This is a genomic window from Amphibacillus sp. Q70, assembly GCF_052055485.1.
GTDB lineage: Bacteria > Bacillota > Bacilli > Bacillales > Amphibacillaceae > Amphibacillus.
This window is the reverse complement of the sequence record NZ_CP197171.1, coordinates 1,473,257-1,488,103: the sequence shown is the minus strand read 5'-3', so window position 1 is coordinate 1,488,103 and position 14,847 is coordinate 1,473,257. Positions and strand designations below refer to the sequence as shown.

The window sequence follows — 14,847 nt, the reverse complement described above, 5'->3', positions numbered from 1 at the left end:
AACCTCCTATTTTTGTTACGCATACTAATCTCTCCAGATATATTTTCCGTTGGAACGAATCACCTTTTGATACCAATAAAAACTTTGTTTCTTCACTCTGCGTAAATCCTTCAAATCAAAATCATCTCGATTAATATAGACAAACCCATACCTTTTCTCCATCCCATTACGACCACTGACCAGATCCATAAAAGACCACGCACAATAGCCCAGAATGTCAACTCCTTCAGTTATAGCTAACTGCAATTGCTGCAGGTGCTTCTGCAGGTAATCGATTCGATAATCATCCTGTATCTTGTCATCCGCTTCTAATTTGTCATAAGCACCAATACCATTCTCTGTAATAATAAGTGGCAGCTCATATCTGTCATATAACTCACGTAATGTGAGCCTCAATCCAATCGGATCAATTTCCCAGCCCCAATCAGTTGCAGATAACTGCTCGTTGTTTACTACTTCAAATATTCCGGCCTCTGCCGTCGGAAGTGGAGTCTCTTTATGATAGCCAATCGGATACTCACTACTCGTAGGAAAGGCTTTTACTGTTTCAGAATAATAATAGTTAACCCCTATCATAGTTGGGGGATTTTCCCTCAATAATTCCATGTCTCCTGCTTCTATCTTTGGTAGATAATGCCTCTCTTCTAAATATCTCCAAAACACCTTATTGTACTTACCTTTACAATGTAAATCTAATAAATAATTATTTTTTATTATAGTGGCATCTTTACTGGCTAATACATCCATAGGGTTAGCTGAGTATGGATGTATCCATGAATAAGATACAGCTGGGCCAATTTTCCCTGTCATCCCTAACTCGTGAAATGTTTGAATCACGCGAGCAGTAGCTAAACACATATGATGGTTAGCTTGATAGCCTAAGCGTAATTGCTCAGCATAGGTACATTCCTTAATTCCTAACCTAGATGGAAAACGAATGACATGATCCTGCTCATTAATAGTCAACCAGTATTTCACTCGGTCACCGAATGTTTTCAATAGAAATGTTGCATATCGATGATAATCCGTTATACTTTGTCTCGATAGCCATCCTCCATATTGATCAACAAGTGCCTGAGGATAATCAAAATGGTAAATCGTTACAAGCGGTTCAATCTGATACTTCTTCAAAGCATCAATCAGCCGATTATAAAAATCTACTCCGGCTTGATTAACTTCACCATTACCTTGTGGGAAGATACGCGTCCATGAAATGGAAAACCGATATACCTTTAAACCCATATCTGCCATTAATGCAACATCTTCCTCCAGATGATGATAATGGTCAGCGGCAATTGAAAAATCAGTTATATCAGGTTGTTTCTCCATCACATCAATAACAGATAGCCCTTTTCCATCTGTCGTTGCAGCCCCCTCGATTTGAAAAGACGACGTTGATGCCCCCCATAAAAAGTCGTTTGGATATGACTCTATATCTTTCCAATCCATCGTAATCCCTCCATGTCCTGTTGTCTTGAAACTTATGTCTCTCTATATTTTTACAATAAGCCAAACCATATAAAAAAGCCATTCAGTTTTTTTGCTTAAAAATCGTAAAAAAACTGAACAGCTTTATCTGGTTAATATAATAGTGATTCCAGTTCTTGATAATTTTTCACCTTACTTGATCTACCTGATTGATTTTGTGCTAATAAGTGTTTAACAATTTGATAAAAGGTCACTGCCTTATTATCGTGAATATTATAAAGAGCGATAATAATCGTCTTTACTGGACTTGTCCTAAAGGTTAATTGTTTTTCAAGTTGACCAATAAGTAAAGTCGAATGAACGCTATTTGTTGTAATAATAGAAAATAAACCCACCTTAGAATCGTTGGAAATATAGCTATCTAATACATCTTCTTGACTAATGACATCCCCTAAATTTGCTTGTTCTAGCATATATCGAGTACCCTCTTCTACTGTTTTCAGCTTCTTTGGCAAACGATAAAAGGAATCAGATTGTATAATATCTTTTTGTAACCTCTTTAATTTCTCCTGCTCCTTGTCTGTTATAAGATAATTTAACTGGTCTTCCAATATGAATTCTTCTGTCTCAGTAAACAAGCTGTGGATATAAACAATTGGTATACCCATTGGCTCGATCATCTCTGTTGTTACAATAACGTCCATTGCCTCTAATTGTTGATCTAGGGTTTCATCGTATAAATACTGAGGAATAACTTGAGTAATTTTCACTTTAGAGCCTGCAATTCGCTTTATCTCCTTCTCAAACCAATTAATCAATACACTATTTTCATTAGATACAAGGAGCAAGCGTAGTGATTCCTCCATGGCTTCAATATATCTACCAATAAACAATGTAATATAAGCTAGTTCTGATTCCGGTAAATAATCTACCCTCTCTAACCAAGCCTGTTTACAATGATTCATTAATGCCGCTGTCATAGGAAATAAACGATTGATTTGTCTTTTATGAAAATTTGTGTACGCCTGACCATTGTAAATCCGCTGATGTGTTTGATGAAGATAGAAAATTAAACCATCCTTGAAATCCCTATCTTTTGCTAAATTCAGTTTGGTCAGTTCTTCTATGTGGTGAATAAGCAAAGTTGCCATCTCTATATCTTCCTGGTTTCGCCGAGCATGATCATCAAACGTTTCCTGTTCTATAATTGCCTTTTCCATAAAATATAAGTCTTGTTCACTTAAGTAGATTTCCATTTGCTGCAATTGTTCATCTATCTTTTTAATTAATGGCAGTAAAGATAATGGCTGGCTAGATGTGCTCGGTATCTTATAGCCTAAATAATTTCGGATGATACAAACTCTAATACCTGATATAACAATTTCAAATGCTCTGCCTGAGATAATAACTTGTTGATCCACTAGTATTTTCCGTATTTTTATTTCGATCTCTTTAGGGTTATAGTATGGAAGTTGATCACCCTCACTAAATAATGGAACAATTTGCTTTAAGTCTAAGCCTTGAAGCATAATTTTTGATAATAAAAATCGCTTGGCCTCTTCTTTTCCATGTAGGCGAATTCCTTTCGTCTTTGATATAGTCAGATCTAACCCTTTTGTTCGATAAATAACCTTATTTATTTCTTTTATATGCAAATTAATCATTGATTTAGAAACATAAAGTTTATTCGCTAAATCCTCCATGCTGATAAAGTCTCGTTCAAATAATAGAATGCCCAAAATAATATTAATGCGCTCCCACATCATATGATGGTTCGTATTACTTGTATCCACAGCACCCAGACCTGCGATATATTGAACAATTTGCACCTCATGTTTTTGTGGAATAAAATAATGTCCCTTTTTTGAAATTTTAATTTCCACTTGAAATTCTTTTATTTCATCATTTATAGCATTTATTTCTCTTTGAAGCGTTTGATGTGAAATATGAACAATCTCAGCCAGCGGTTCACCCTTTAAATATGGCTTTGTATATAGGATGTATGCAAGGATAACCCTTTGTCGCTTATTAAGCATATATACCACGTCCTTTTAGATATGCTGATTTACAATAAAATTAGAATCATTTAGAAATAGTGACAATCACTTCTGAAAGGAATCCATTGGGCTGATGATGTAGATAATGATAGCAAGCAGCAAAGAAAATGATTATTATTTAAAAAAGCTTTACAAGTGGTACTCAAAAGTTCAGAAAAAGAATCAAGGAGTTCAAAGCAACGCCCTTTCACCTAATGTAATAACTTACAAATGACTTTCAATAAGACGAGTAACTGAACTAAGGAAAACCACAGAGCAATCACATCACACGAATAAGCGTCTGTCTTATTCTGAGTTTCTAAACATGTCGATAGTTAATCGAATATTCCCTATTGTTGATACGTCATTTTCATTAGACTTTTTGAACAATCTCTATAATCGGCTTACTAAACCAAATGACTCTATAATTGGTAAAAATTTATATATAAGATTCATTAACTTAGATAAAATGGATGTATATTATATTCCCACTACTGAAAGGAAAAAATAGCTTTTCTTAACTATTATAGAACAGTCATTCCTTGTTAGTAAAGAATAGGAGGGGATAATGGGGACCTTTGAGCTAGCAACAGTTACATCCATTGTACTATTCACCACGCTAATAGTCACGCTTATTGATAAAGCGAAACTTCAATCAGTGGGAGTTGGGCCTACAGGACAAGGAATGCTTCGGCAGCAATCCATCGCACGAAGAAAATCGCTCTATATTTTCGAGGAAAGCGGAACATATCTCATCTGCCGAGGGGGGCCCTCTATATCCATATTCTGTTTGTTCATGAATAAATCTTTTTGTTCCACCCTCTTGATCGATTACTTTGCTTAGCCTGACAACATTGCTGCGATTACTCGTCCCACCGAAGATATTTGCGGTTACTCACCCCATCGAAACCCATTGTTGCCCCGAGTTTTATGGACGGTTATCTGTGATAAAATATAATAAGTGATCCATAACAAGCAACTACAATAAAGCCAGCATTGCAGTATCATCGCTTTTTGATATACTTAGATATAATATGTTTCAATTTAATATGGAGGATTTATAATATGGCAGAAACAAAACAACCTTATGGAAGTGTCTTATTGAAAGCTGATCAAATCCTTGATTATCTATCGCAACAAAACCAGCCGAAAAAACTAAACGAAATTGCAAAACAAACAGAATTAACAAACCCTACAACATTAAAAATTTTAAATACATTATTATTAATTGGTTATGTACAAAAGGATCCTGATACAAAAACATTTAGCCTAGGACCAAGATTAATTAAATATGCCAACAAAAGCTTACATCAAGTTAGTATTAAACAAATAGCGCAGCCACACCTTGAAAAGTTACAAAGAATGACGGAAGAAACGGTTCACTTAGGCATTAATGAGCTTAATCATATTAAATATATTTCAAAAATTGAAAGTAAAAAGCCCGTTTCGCTTTATTCGGAAATTGGAAAAACCATTCCTCTTTATTGTTCTGCAATGGGGAAAGCTGTTCTTGCTGACTTTACTGATGAACAAATACAACAGTATTTAGAAACAAATCCGTTTGTTAAATTTACTGAAAATACAATCCTAACTCATCAACAGCTTTATGAAGAAATTGAACAAGTAAAAGAATTAAGCTATGCCTTTGACGATGGTGAACATGAATCTGAAGTATTTTGTGTTGGAAGTAGTATAACATTGAATGGGAAAAATTATGGTGCTATCAGCGTCAGCTTACCCAAATTCCGTTTAAACGATAAGCTATTGAACGACTTAATAAAGAACATTTTGATTTGCAGAGAGCATATATTAGCAGAGTTAAGCTAAAAAAGACGAAAGTGGCTGATTGACACTCTCGTCTTTTTTATACGATCATTTGTATCTAAGCTTGGATAATTACCTTGAAATTTGATTGCCGCCCTTGATCATTTCCATAACTTCAGCCTCTGTCACTAAATTAGCATCTCCTAATATGGTATGCTTCAAAACTGAAGCAGCTGTTGCAAAAGAAATAATCCTATCAAACTTCCATTCATTAATATATCCATGAAGAATACCCGCTACGAATGCATCACCACCTCCAACACGATCTATAATATGGTCTATATCGTATGTTTTGGATTGATATAAAGTATCATCAGCATATAGATAACCTTTTAAAGCATTGTGTGTGGCAGATATATTGTTTCGTTTTGTCGATATACAAAGTTTCAAATTTGGATAATCATTTTTTAACTGCTTATAATGAACGGCTAGTCTCTTTTCATAATTAAGTTCTTGATCTAATTCAGGATAGCCTAGTAAGTGAATCATATCTAATTCAGCACATGAGCAGATATCGATATAAGGAAGTAAACGCCTAAAAGCTAAACCCGCTTCTTTTTGTGACCATAGCTTTGTTCGATAATTAAAATCAAAACTAATTAATATACCGCGATTTTTAGCTTCTTTAAACAGATTCTCAACTATATCAACCATTTCTATTGACAAAGCTGTAGTAATACCTGTTACATGGATAAGCGTTGCATCCTTAAGGATACGTTCATAATCGAGCATCGTTTCATTTAGTTGCGAAAAACTTGAATGCTTTCGATCATAAACAACTTTAGATCCTCTATTCCCCACACCTACTTCAAGATAATAAGAACCCAGACGATCACCACCAAAAGCGATTAAATCTGTGTTAACATTCATTGATTTTAAATAATTTATAACATGATCACTCAACATATTTGCCGGTAATCTTGATACCATAGCAGTTCGATGTCCATATTGCGCAAGTGAAGCCGCTACATTAGCTTCCGCTCCGCCAAAGTGAAGTCGTAATTGTGTTGTATTAGCTAGTCGTTGGCCTTGCTCTGTCGATAATCTTGATAAAATTTCTCCAAAAGTAATGATCTTATTCATTTGGTCACCTACTTTAAAGCGGAAACTTTTTCAACATATTTTTGGGCTTGTGCTGTAATCTTTTCTAATGAACCTAATTTTTTTAATGAGGTTAAGTTACTTCCTATTCCTACTGCAACAGCGCCTTTGCCTAGCCACTCAGTAATATTATCAGCATTAACTCCACCTGTTGGCATCAATTGAATGTGAGGCAGGGGACCTTTTACTGTGGTTATATAGTTAGGACTAACTAAATCACCCGGAAAAAGCTTGATCACATCGGCTCCGTATTTTAGAGCCGTCAACATTTCTGTAATGGTTATACATCCTGGTAAATAAGGGATGTGATAAGTGTTACATAGTAAAGCTGTTTCTTTATCAAAACCTGGGCTAACAATAAATTGAGCCCCTGCTAAAATGGCAATTCTAGCTGTTGTCACATCTAATACTGTTCCAGCACCAATAACAACATCGTCATCATCTTTGTAAATAGATGATAACTCTTCAATTACTTTTTCCGCTCCATTTAAAGTAAAAGTCAATTCTATCCCTTTTACTCCTCCAGAAATACATGCTTCTGAAACCTGTTGTGCTTCTTCTACCGTATCACCACGTATAACTGCAACAAGCTTCTGATCTAGAATCTTAGCTAACGTCTCTTGTTTTTTCATCTTTTCATACCTTTCCTATTTGGAAATTAATTTTTTAATTAAGAAATTATAAAACTATTATAACCATCTGTTCATTGCATTGCAATCGTTAACATTATATTAGTTTTCATACTTAAAATATAAAAGATGTTCGTCTGACTTGTAAAACAATTTTAGTCGATTCGGGCATTGGAACTAAGTTTCAAATTAGAAAATAGACTTATTCTTGCAATGTCAATACCCCAAAGCTTTTCTTAGTGCGAGCATTCATCTCACTGAACACTCTTGTAACATGATGTTATGATTTTATCCGCTAGATCTTTTCACCTTCCTTTTTGAACACATACTTTAAACAATTTAGTCTACATTGGAAAATTCAGCAGTGAAAATTGGATATAATAAAAAGGGTTCGATTTCACATAATCTAGAACCCTTTTATTGTGGATGATTTAATTATTAGTCTTAAAAAATAGTGGTAAATATCTTTTATGAGCCTCAAGCATTTCAGCAACAATTTGTTTAGCTACCTTATCTGAAGCAACTAGTGGATTAATTGTTAGAGCTAAGATGGCAAGATTACGATCACCTGTTACTGCCGCCTCTGCAGAAACCCGTTCAAATGATTTAATTTGTTGAACAAGGCCACGTACAGGGATTGGCAAATCACCCATAGTAATTGGTTTTGGACCATCCTTTGTAATGATACAGCTCACCTCAACAGCTGAATCGTTGGGAATACTCGCAATGGCACCATTATTTCTCGTATTAACGGGCTGGATATCCTTTTTGTCATTATAAATACTTGAAATGAGTCGAACGGCTGCATCTGAATAGTAGGCACCACCACGTTTCTCTAATTGTGGTGGTTTAATATCTAAGTTTGGATCTTTATATAACTCAAACAGATCTTGCTCAAGTTTTTTAACCACTTCAGCACGTGTCCCTTCGATTTCGGCTTCCTTTTTAACGTCTTCAACCATTTCTCCCATCTTGTAATAATAATTATGATAAGAGCAAGGAATCGCATCTAAAGCTTTAAGAAATTCTGGCTCCCAGCTAGCTCCTTGAATGTTTTTAACAAAACTGCTATCTTCAAGATCTGTAACCATTTTAATTACTTTATCTTTTACACTAACACCATCTAAATAGATATCCAGACCATACACCATATGATTAAGTCCGGCAAAGTCAATCCGTACTCGAGAATGATCCACCTCTAAAAGATTCGCAATAGCCATTTCCATTCCAATTGGCACATTGCACAATCCAACCACCTTATCTATATTTGAATATCTTAATACTGCTTCTGTCACCATACCAGCCGGATTGGTAAAATTAATTAACCAAGCATCTGGACACCATTCCTCGATATCTTTACATATATCTAAAATAACTGGGATTGTTCGTAATCCTTTAAACAGACCACCCGGTCCATTTGTTTCCTGACCTAATACACCATATTTTAATGGAATTCGTTCATCTACTGCGCGTGCATCAAGTAAACCAACACGGAATTGAGTGGTTACAAAGTCAGCATCTTTTAGTGCTGCTTTTCGATCTAATGTTAAATGAACATCAATGGGTAAATCTGCTTTTTTAATCATACGTTTCGCTAGATTACCTACAATATTCATCTTCTCTTGTCCCTCTTCAATATCAACTAACCAAATTTCTGATACAGGTAATTCATCATAGCGTTTAATAAACCCTTCAATTAACTCCGGCGTATAACTAGAACCGCCACCTATTGTTGCAATTTTAAGACCTTTTTTCATTATTAATTCCTCCTTCATCATTTGTAGTTTGATTTATTGTAGAAGTCACTCTCATAGAGAGCCAATAGAGAGCCATTTAAAATGAACTGGTCTCGATTATTTATTCCTTTCCTCCTGCATTGTTTTAAAATGATAGAAAGCTCCGATCATACCAGCGTCATTTAAATACTTACAACGAATAACTGGAATAGTGAATTCATGCCAATATTGATAATCCTTTAGCTGCCGATTAATTTCTTCTATCAAATAAGGTTGTGCGCTGACACCGCCTGAAATTAATATTTTCTCTGGATTTAAAGTGACGGTAAGGTTGTAAATCCCCCGCGTTATATGTTCTATCCAGCGATCAACTATTTGTTTCACTTTCGGGTCTGTTTTCACTTCTTCAAAAACCTGTGTTCCTTCTATATGATCGTTCATATTTTTATATGATTTATATTCTGCTATTAGGTTGGAAAATGCGGCTGTTTGATGCATATCCTTCTTCTCTCCATCAGCAAGATGTGTAATCATCATTCCGAATTCTCCTGCACGTAGACGAGAACCGCGATATATATCGCCGTTTAGATAAAGACACCCGCCAATCCCTGTACCAATTGTCATACAGATAAAGTGATCAACATCTTGTGCATTACCACTCATCTTTTCTGCTAACGCAGCACAATTCCCATCATTTTCAACTTCGATGGGCAAAGAAAATTTTTCTGCAAGTATTTGTTTAATATTCTTTCCATCTAGCGCAACGATTGCACCTGCTCTTTCACTATAACCTGTATCATTATCTATATAGCCTGGCATGCTTATCGCAATCCCGTGAACCCGATTATTTATTTGATACGTATGAATCGTGGTAAATAGAACGTCGAGAAACTTATCTAAATCCTCGGCTTCTGTCTCAGAAGTAGCTTTTGTTATTATTTCACCATTCGCATTGATCAAACCATGTTTGATTTTTGTTCCACCAAAATCAAATACAAGATACTTTTCTATTATATCCACCCCCTTACTATGATCTATGACTCTTTATAACTTGATAAAAAGGACCATTACTTAATAAATATGTAATGATCCTTTAAGTGACTGCTCAAAAAGGCGACTAAAATAGTAATCGCAGGTAAAAGACTCTCGACACGTTCTGGGACTGGGACCGCAGTTACTTGCTTCACCGAAATAATTTGCAGTTATTCGTCCCACCGGAGACATTTATGGACAATATAGAGCCCAGCATATCCTGTGAAAACCCGAGTCTCAATATGTCACAGTCTCGAACTATCCGCTCGTTTTATACTCCTTTTTGAACACGCACTTTAACTTAGTTATTAATTTTTTTATACATTTCAATCATTTCTTTAGCTAATTCAGAAATTGTTTCAGCACTCATTAACTGGTCTTCTGCGTGCATAAAAAGGATAGAAAGATCAACCCTTTCTCCCGCCGCTTCCTTTTGAATTAAGGAAGCGTGAACTTTATGTCCTTCAACAAAGAACTTATTAGCTTCTGCTAGTTTTTCCTCTGATAGAACAAAATCTCCTCCTCTAGCAGCATGAAGAGCCTCCATAATTAAACTTTTTGCAGATCCAACATTGCTAATAATCTGAAATGCAATCATCTCTAAACTTCCTTCAACCATTTAGCACACATCCTTATTATAATAACAAATATCATTTCTAGAGGATGTTCAAAAAGTCCGGTGAAAACGGTACTTCAGGAAAAGGAACTTCTGCTAAAATCGCTCACGTCCTAAGACTGTGGTTACTCATGTCGACGTTGGGACTGAAAATCAGGATAAGAAATCCCCTTATTTTTGCGCTGTGAATCCTTCGTGGCTTCCCTTAGTTCGGTTACTCTTTCCACCGAAGTGATTTACGCTTACTCGCCCCATCAAAAAATGCAATAGAATTTGGCGAACCCAACCGACACGATCCCTTTCATCCCCCTTTTTGAACACACACTTCTAACTTTATTCTGAAAGGGCAGCAATTGAATAGTAATTGTCGCGCCTGATCTTTCTTTGATCCTCTGTTTTCTCTATAGATCGGCTAACTTATAAATCCACACATGTGGTTCACACTTCATTGCTATCGATATTTAAATCATAGAACCCAATATCATCTATCCTCTGATAAATAAACTACAGAAAAATTCTTTATCTACCAAAGACTTAACTCGTTCACTTAGAAAAACTCACCCTTGCTCACCCTTTGAATAAAGGTGAGTTTTTCTTATACTTGGAAGCTTTTAACTTTTCTTCATCGATAAGTTCTCTTAAAAATAAACTTCTTTTCCGAATCTATCAATATTTCTAGCTAACTTGATTAGATAAAACCAAACTATACTATTTTAATATTACAGTGTCGCTTCTACTAAATAAAAATAATGAGCAAAATTAAATAACTGCTTATTTATTTTCAATGAGTTCTAATGCTCGCGCTAAGACTTTTTCACCGTTCATCATGCCATAGTCCTTCATATCGATTGAATCAACAGGAATATTTTCACCTTTGAATTTTGTTTCAAATTGAGCCTTCATATAGCGAACCTGTGGACCAAGCAATAAGACATCAATCGTCTTTTTATCCATTACACCATCTACTTCTGAAGCAGAAACGGCAAAAATATCTGCTTCAATATTTCTACGCTCGGCTTCTTTTTCCATCTTTGTGACTAACAAGCTTGTGCTCATACCCGCTGAACATACTAACATAATTGTCTTCATATCCATATCCTCCTAAATAATTATATATTCCCTCATATGAATTCTGTCATGAGGATGTTTCATAATAGTAATGACGCCTTCACTTACCATGAGATCACTCAGTGCTATCTATAAAAGCGATCATGACATTTTAAAGCTAGACCAAGGCTTAAGATAATCTAATAAGAAGATGGCGTCTTTTTTTATCTGTCCCACAACATTCCGAGTACCATCATTCTCCATATCTTTAATAGCGATTTGTGTTTCACCTTTATATTGGCCAAAATCATCATTACCAATCAAGATATCACCCTTTTTAATTGGGTCAGTATGATGGGCTGGAAAGTCTTCATTTTTATATTTAACTCGTGTTGAAGTAGAACGAATCATATACTCCGAACGGTCTCCTCTATATATATGAACTTCGTCAAAAATAATTCTTTTTTCTACATCTGATAAACCCTCAACACATTCTATTTCAAAAATGGGATGTGGACCAAAATATGCATCTGACATAGCCTTTAACTCTTCCTCACTAGCATAAGCATTTCCAATTAATAAATCATCAATGGTTCCCATCAGTCGATAATGAGTGACTTGTGTTTGGATATTTAAATTTCGATGTTGTTCTAGCGTACATAATCCTGTTTGAACTGGCCATGGCCCCAATTCACCATCTTGTGACGTAACAAAGGCTGCGGTTCGTACATTATGCTTATTAAAAAGAGCTGTTGTTTCTTCAAAGTGGGACTGTGAAATACCTGAGTATTTTTGTGGGTAAAAATTGTGAGATGCACAAAAATTATCTTTGTTTGGATGATAACTTAAAATATTTTCGAGATATTTTGTCCCACTACTCATATTTACCTCAATTTTTAAATGGTCTGAATTTTTTGTCATCATCGATTCTTCTAATCCCGTAAAACCAATATCCAAGCGGATTCCCGCCGCTCCTAATTCTTTAAAGAAACTAAGATCATCATAGCTAATATTCAGTTGTTTAAATAATCCTGGATTAATGTCTAAGATGGTTTCCATCCCGATAGAATTTCCATACTCAATTATTTTCTTAAATTTATTAATAACTGTGTCTGCATCGTCCTCAATTTCCAATAAACTTGTAAAAATTCTAGTAAAACCGTATTTTCTTGCGAGGTCGAGATATGCTTTATCAGCTTCAAAAGTACTTTTTGCTGCATAAATAGATACACCAATGCTGCCCATTTGCCATCCTCCTTTTGAATAGTAAGATCTATATCTTTATAATACTATGAAAACGATTTAGTTTCGCTTTGAACTTTTTCCATTAATAATGGAAAAGGCTTATCATGAAAACACATAATATAAAGACCTTTCATTGTATGGCTCCAAAAATAATCAATGAATACCTAATGAGCACATCCTTAGGATAAATAAAATATTCACAATATCATTTCTCCATTATTTCTATCAATTCTTCGACCGTCTTACTCTCAATTAATTTTTGAACCGTTACTCTGTTTTCAATAATTGAGATTAGTTTTTTAAACATATGATCCAAATCACCTTGAGAACTTTTTTTAATGTTTAACAAGCAAATAAATTGTACCATTTGTTCGTCCTGCCAGACGATTGGCTGCTTTAATGTACATACCGTCCAAAATGTTTTTTCTGTCACAGGAGTTATCGGATGTGGAATGGCCACTAAATTGCCAAAACTTGTGGGGGATACTGCTTCTCTTTCTAAGACAAAATTCAGGTAATCTTTCTGAACAAGCCCTTTTTTATATAAATTATCACAAAGAAAGGTTATAACACTCTCTTTATCAGGTAAATCTTGTTGTAGAAAAACCATTGACGGCTGTAAATAAGCTTCAATTTTACTTTGATGTGACGCTATGGATTTTTCTATCGAGTTTATATCTTGTTCTTCTAAGAATGTATTAACAACGACAATAGGTACACCCAACTCTTCTGGAATAGGTATCGTACTAATAATTAGATCAATGTTCGATAAATCATGCATCGCTAAATTATAATAGTTAATCGTATCTGCGATCTCTATTTCTTGTTCAAATAAATTTTGGATACGATAATAAAGTAATTTGGCACTACCTACACCAGATGCACATACAATAAGCACATTTTTCTTCTTCTTCCTTTTTGTTTTCTTCCGTTCCAAGGCTACACCAATATGAAGAGCAATATAAGCAATTTCATCCTCAATAATTTCAACTTGTAAATATTCTTTTATACAATGACTAGCAATAACTGCTCCTTCAAAAGCAACTGGATACTTTTTCTTAATATCATTTAATAAGGGATTACGAATATTCATGTTATATCGTAGCCGGTTCATAGCCGGACGAATGTGTAATGTTAACGCTTGAATAAATTCATCATCATGGCTAAAATCCCAGTTTAATTCCTTCCGCAGTCTTTCAAGCATACCGTTTACGATCGTTCCTACCTCATCAAACTCACTAAATTCGATCAATTCTTGTTTATGTAAAAGTTTTGTTCCTAGTAAATGGACAATAATATATTCAGTTTCCGTATCGGGAAATTCTAAGCCGGTAAATAGTTCAACTTCTTTGATGATTTCTTTTGCGACAATTTTTTCAAAGGGATATTCATCAATTAATATATCCGCTAACTGTTCAATAAAAAAACCTCTTTCGATCCGTTTACAGGCAATAGCTATATGTGTAGCCAAGTTTTCTAAAGAAATATCAGAAATATCAATTTTATAATGATTGACTTTTTTAATAATAATTTCTTTAATCTTTTCAAATAGATCTTGATCGATGAGTTGCAAAGTATCCTGCCCTAGAAAAGCATCTTGGTTTCGGCTAATCAATGAATTAGACAAACATAACCGCTTCATATATTCATCGCCTTCAACCTTTGAACCATAATGAGGACGGTTTGTCAGTTTTAGATTATACTTCTTCAATATTTGCTTAACCATTTTGATGTCATTTTGGATAGTTGACATGGAAACATAAATCTCATCAATAAAATCTTCAAGTTTAATAAAGTTCTTTTCTAATAACAGACGTCTTAACATATAAAGGACTCGACCACTTTGATCAACAAAGTCTTCCGATTTTTCATCATGCTCATTTTCCAACTGTTCAAGCAACGGCTTAAATAACATTTGATTAAATATATTTAATACGTATCCTTGCCCGCGAATGGATTCAATAGTAAACCCAACCGATTCCGAGCTTTGCTGGATGAATTTGATATCATTTCTTATTGTGCGACTACTCACTTCTAATTCTTTAGCCATCCATTGTGATGTGATTGGCTTTTTCATCTTTGTTAAATACAGCAAAATATCTTTTTGACGTTTTGATAGTGAATTCAATGACTTCCCTCCTCCACTTAACCAA

At 34.8% G+C, this 14,847-nt stretch carries 11 protein-coding genes; 1 reads left to right on the top strand and 10 read right to left on the bottom strand.

Annotated features, from left to right (window positions below):
• Positions 1-24 precede the first annotated feature (24 nt).
• Together ACS127_RS06745 and ACS127_RS06740 are read right to left on the bottom strand one after the other, a co-directional pair.
• Positions 25-1,449, bottom strand: a complete 1,425-nt coding sequence (locus ACS127_RS06745; RefSeq protein ID WP_440897658.1) for a glycoside hydrolase family 1 protein — start codon at positions 1,447-1,449, stop codon at positions 25-27.
• 131 nt (positions 1,450-1,580) lie between these two features.
• Positions 1,581-3,464 (bottom strand): BglG family transcription antiterminator, encoded by a 1,884-nt coding sequence (locus ACS127_RS06740; protein WP_440897657.1) that lies wholly within the window; start codon positions 3,462-3,464, stop codon positions 1,581-1,583.
• 1,065 nt (positions 3,465-4,529) lie between these two features.
• Here ACS127_RS06740 and ACS127_RS06735 point away from each other — a divergent pair.
• On the top strand, positions 4,530-5,291 hold the full coding sequence (locus ACS127_RS06735; RefSeq protein WP_440897656.1) for an IclR family transcriptional regulator: 762 nt from the start codon (positions 4,530-4,532) through the stop codon (positions 5,289-5,291).
• Positions 5,292-5,360: 69 nt separating this feature from the next.
• Here ACS127_RS06735 and ACS127_RS06730 read toward each other — a convergent pair whose 3' ends face one another.
• From ACS127_RS06730 to ACS127_RS06695, 8 genes are all read right to left on the bottom strand, one after another.
• The gene (locus ACS127_RS06730; RefSeq protein WP_440897655.1) at positions 5,361-6,371 is read right to left on the bottom strand and encodes a PfkB family carbohydrate kinase; all 1,011 of its coding nucleotides are present in this window, start codon (positions 6,369-6,371) and stop codon (positions 5,361-5,363) included.
• Positions 6,372-6,379: 8 nt separating this feature from the next.
• Complete coding sequence (locus ACS127_RS06725) at positions 6,380-7,021, bottom strand: bifunctional 2-keto-4-hydroxyglutarate aldolase/2-keto-3-deoxy-6-phosphogluconate aldolase (RefSeq protein ID WP_440897654.1); 642 nt, start codon at positions 7,019-7,021, stop codon at positions 6,380-6,382.
• A gap of 428 nt (positions 7,022-7,449) precedes the next feature.
• Complete coding sequence (locus tag ACS127_RS06720; RefSeq protein ID WP_440897653.1) at positions 7,450-8,775, bottom strand: 6-phospho-beta-glucosidase; 1,326 nt, start codon at positions 8,773-8,775, stop codon at positions 7,450-7,452.
• A gap of 96 nt (positions 8,776-8,871) precedes the next feature.
• The gene (locus ACS127_RS06715) at positions 8,872-9,774 is read right to left on the bottom strand and encodes an ROK family protein (protein WP_440897652.1); all 903 of its coding nucleotides are present in this window, start codon (positions 9,772-9,774) and stop codon (positions 8,872-8,874) included.
• A 313-nt stretch (positions 9,775-10,087) separates the two neighbouring features.
• Entirely contained in the window at positions 10,088-10,405 is a 318-nt protein-coding gene (locus ACS127_RS06710) for a PTS lactose/cellobiose transporter subunit IIA (protein WP_440897651.1), read from the bottom strand.
• A gap of 768 nt (positions 10,406-11,173) precedes the next feature.
• Positions 11,174-11,491 (bottom strand): PTS sugar transporter subunit IIB, encoded by a 318-nt coding sequence (locus ACS127_RS06705; RefSeq protein WP_440897650.1) that lies wholly within the window; start codon positions 11,489-11,491, stop codon positions 11,174-11,176.
• Between the two features lie 120 nt (positions 11,492-11,611).
• Positions 11,612-12,694 carry a DUF871 domain-containing protein gene (locus tag ACS127_RS06700; RefSeq protein ID WP_440897649.1) on the bottom strand — a complete coding sequence of 361 codons (1,083 nt, stop codon included), beginning with the start codon at positions 12,692-12,694 and terminating at the stop codon, positions 11,612-11,614.
• 205 nt (positions 12,695-12,899) lie between these two features.
• On the bottom strand, positions 12,900-14,822 hold the full coding sequence (locus ACS127_RS06695) for a BglG family transcription antiterminator (RefSeq protein WP_440897648.1): 1,923 nt from the start codon (positions 14,820-14,822) through the stop codon (positions 12,900-12,902).
• Positions 14,823-14,847: the final 25 nt, after the last annotated feature.

Excerpts from the sequence above, each read along its gene's own strand:
- ACS127_RS06745 (WP_440897658.1), bottom strand. The coding sequence starts at position 1,449 with ATGGATTGGAAAGATATAGAGTCATATCCAAACGACTTTTTATGGGGG.
- ACS127_RS06740 (WP_440897657.1), bottom strand. The coding sequence starts at position 3,464 with ATGCTTAATAAGCGACAAAGGGTTATCCTTGCATACATCCTATATACA.
- ACS127_RS06735 (WP_440897656.1), top strand. The coding sequence starts at position 4,530 with ATGGCAGAAACAAAACAACCTTATGGAAGTGTCTTATTGAAAGCTGAT.
- ACS127_RS06730 (WP_440897655.1), bottom strand. The coding sequence starts at position 6,371 with ATGAATAAGATCATTACTTTTGGAGAAATTTTATCAAGATTATCGACA.
- ACS127_RS06725 (WP_440897654.1), bottom strand. The coding sequence starts at position 7,021 with ATGAAAAAACAAGAGACGTTAGCTAAGATTCTAGATCAGAAGCTTGTT.
- ACS127_RS06720 (WP_440897653.1), bottom strand. The coding sequence starts at position 8,775 with ATGAAAAAAGGTCTTAAAATTGCAACAATAGGTGGCGGTTCTAGTTAT.
- ACS127_RS06710 (WP_440897651.1), bottom strand. The coding sequence starts at position 10,405 with ATGGTTGAAGGAAGTTTAGAGATGATTGCATTTCAGATTATTAGCAAT.
- ACS127_RS06705 (WP_440897650.1), bottom strand. The coding sequence starts at position 11,491 with ATGAAGACAATTATGTTAGTATGTTCAGCGGGTATGAGCACAAGCTTG.
- ACS127_RS06700 (WP_440897649.1), bottom strand. The coding sequence starts at position 12,694 with ATGGGCAGCATTGGTGTATCTATTTATGCAGCAAAAAGTACTTTTGAA.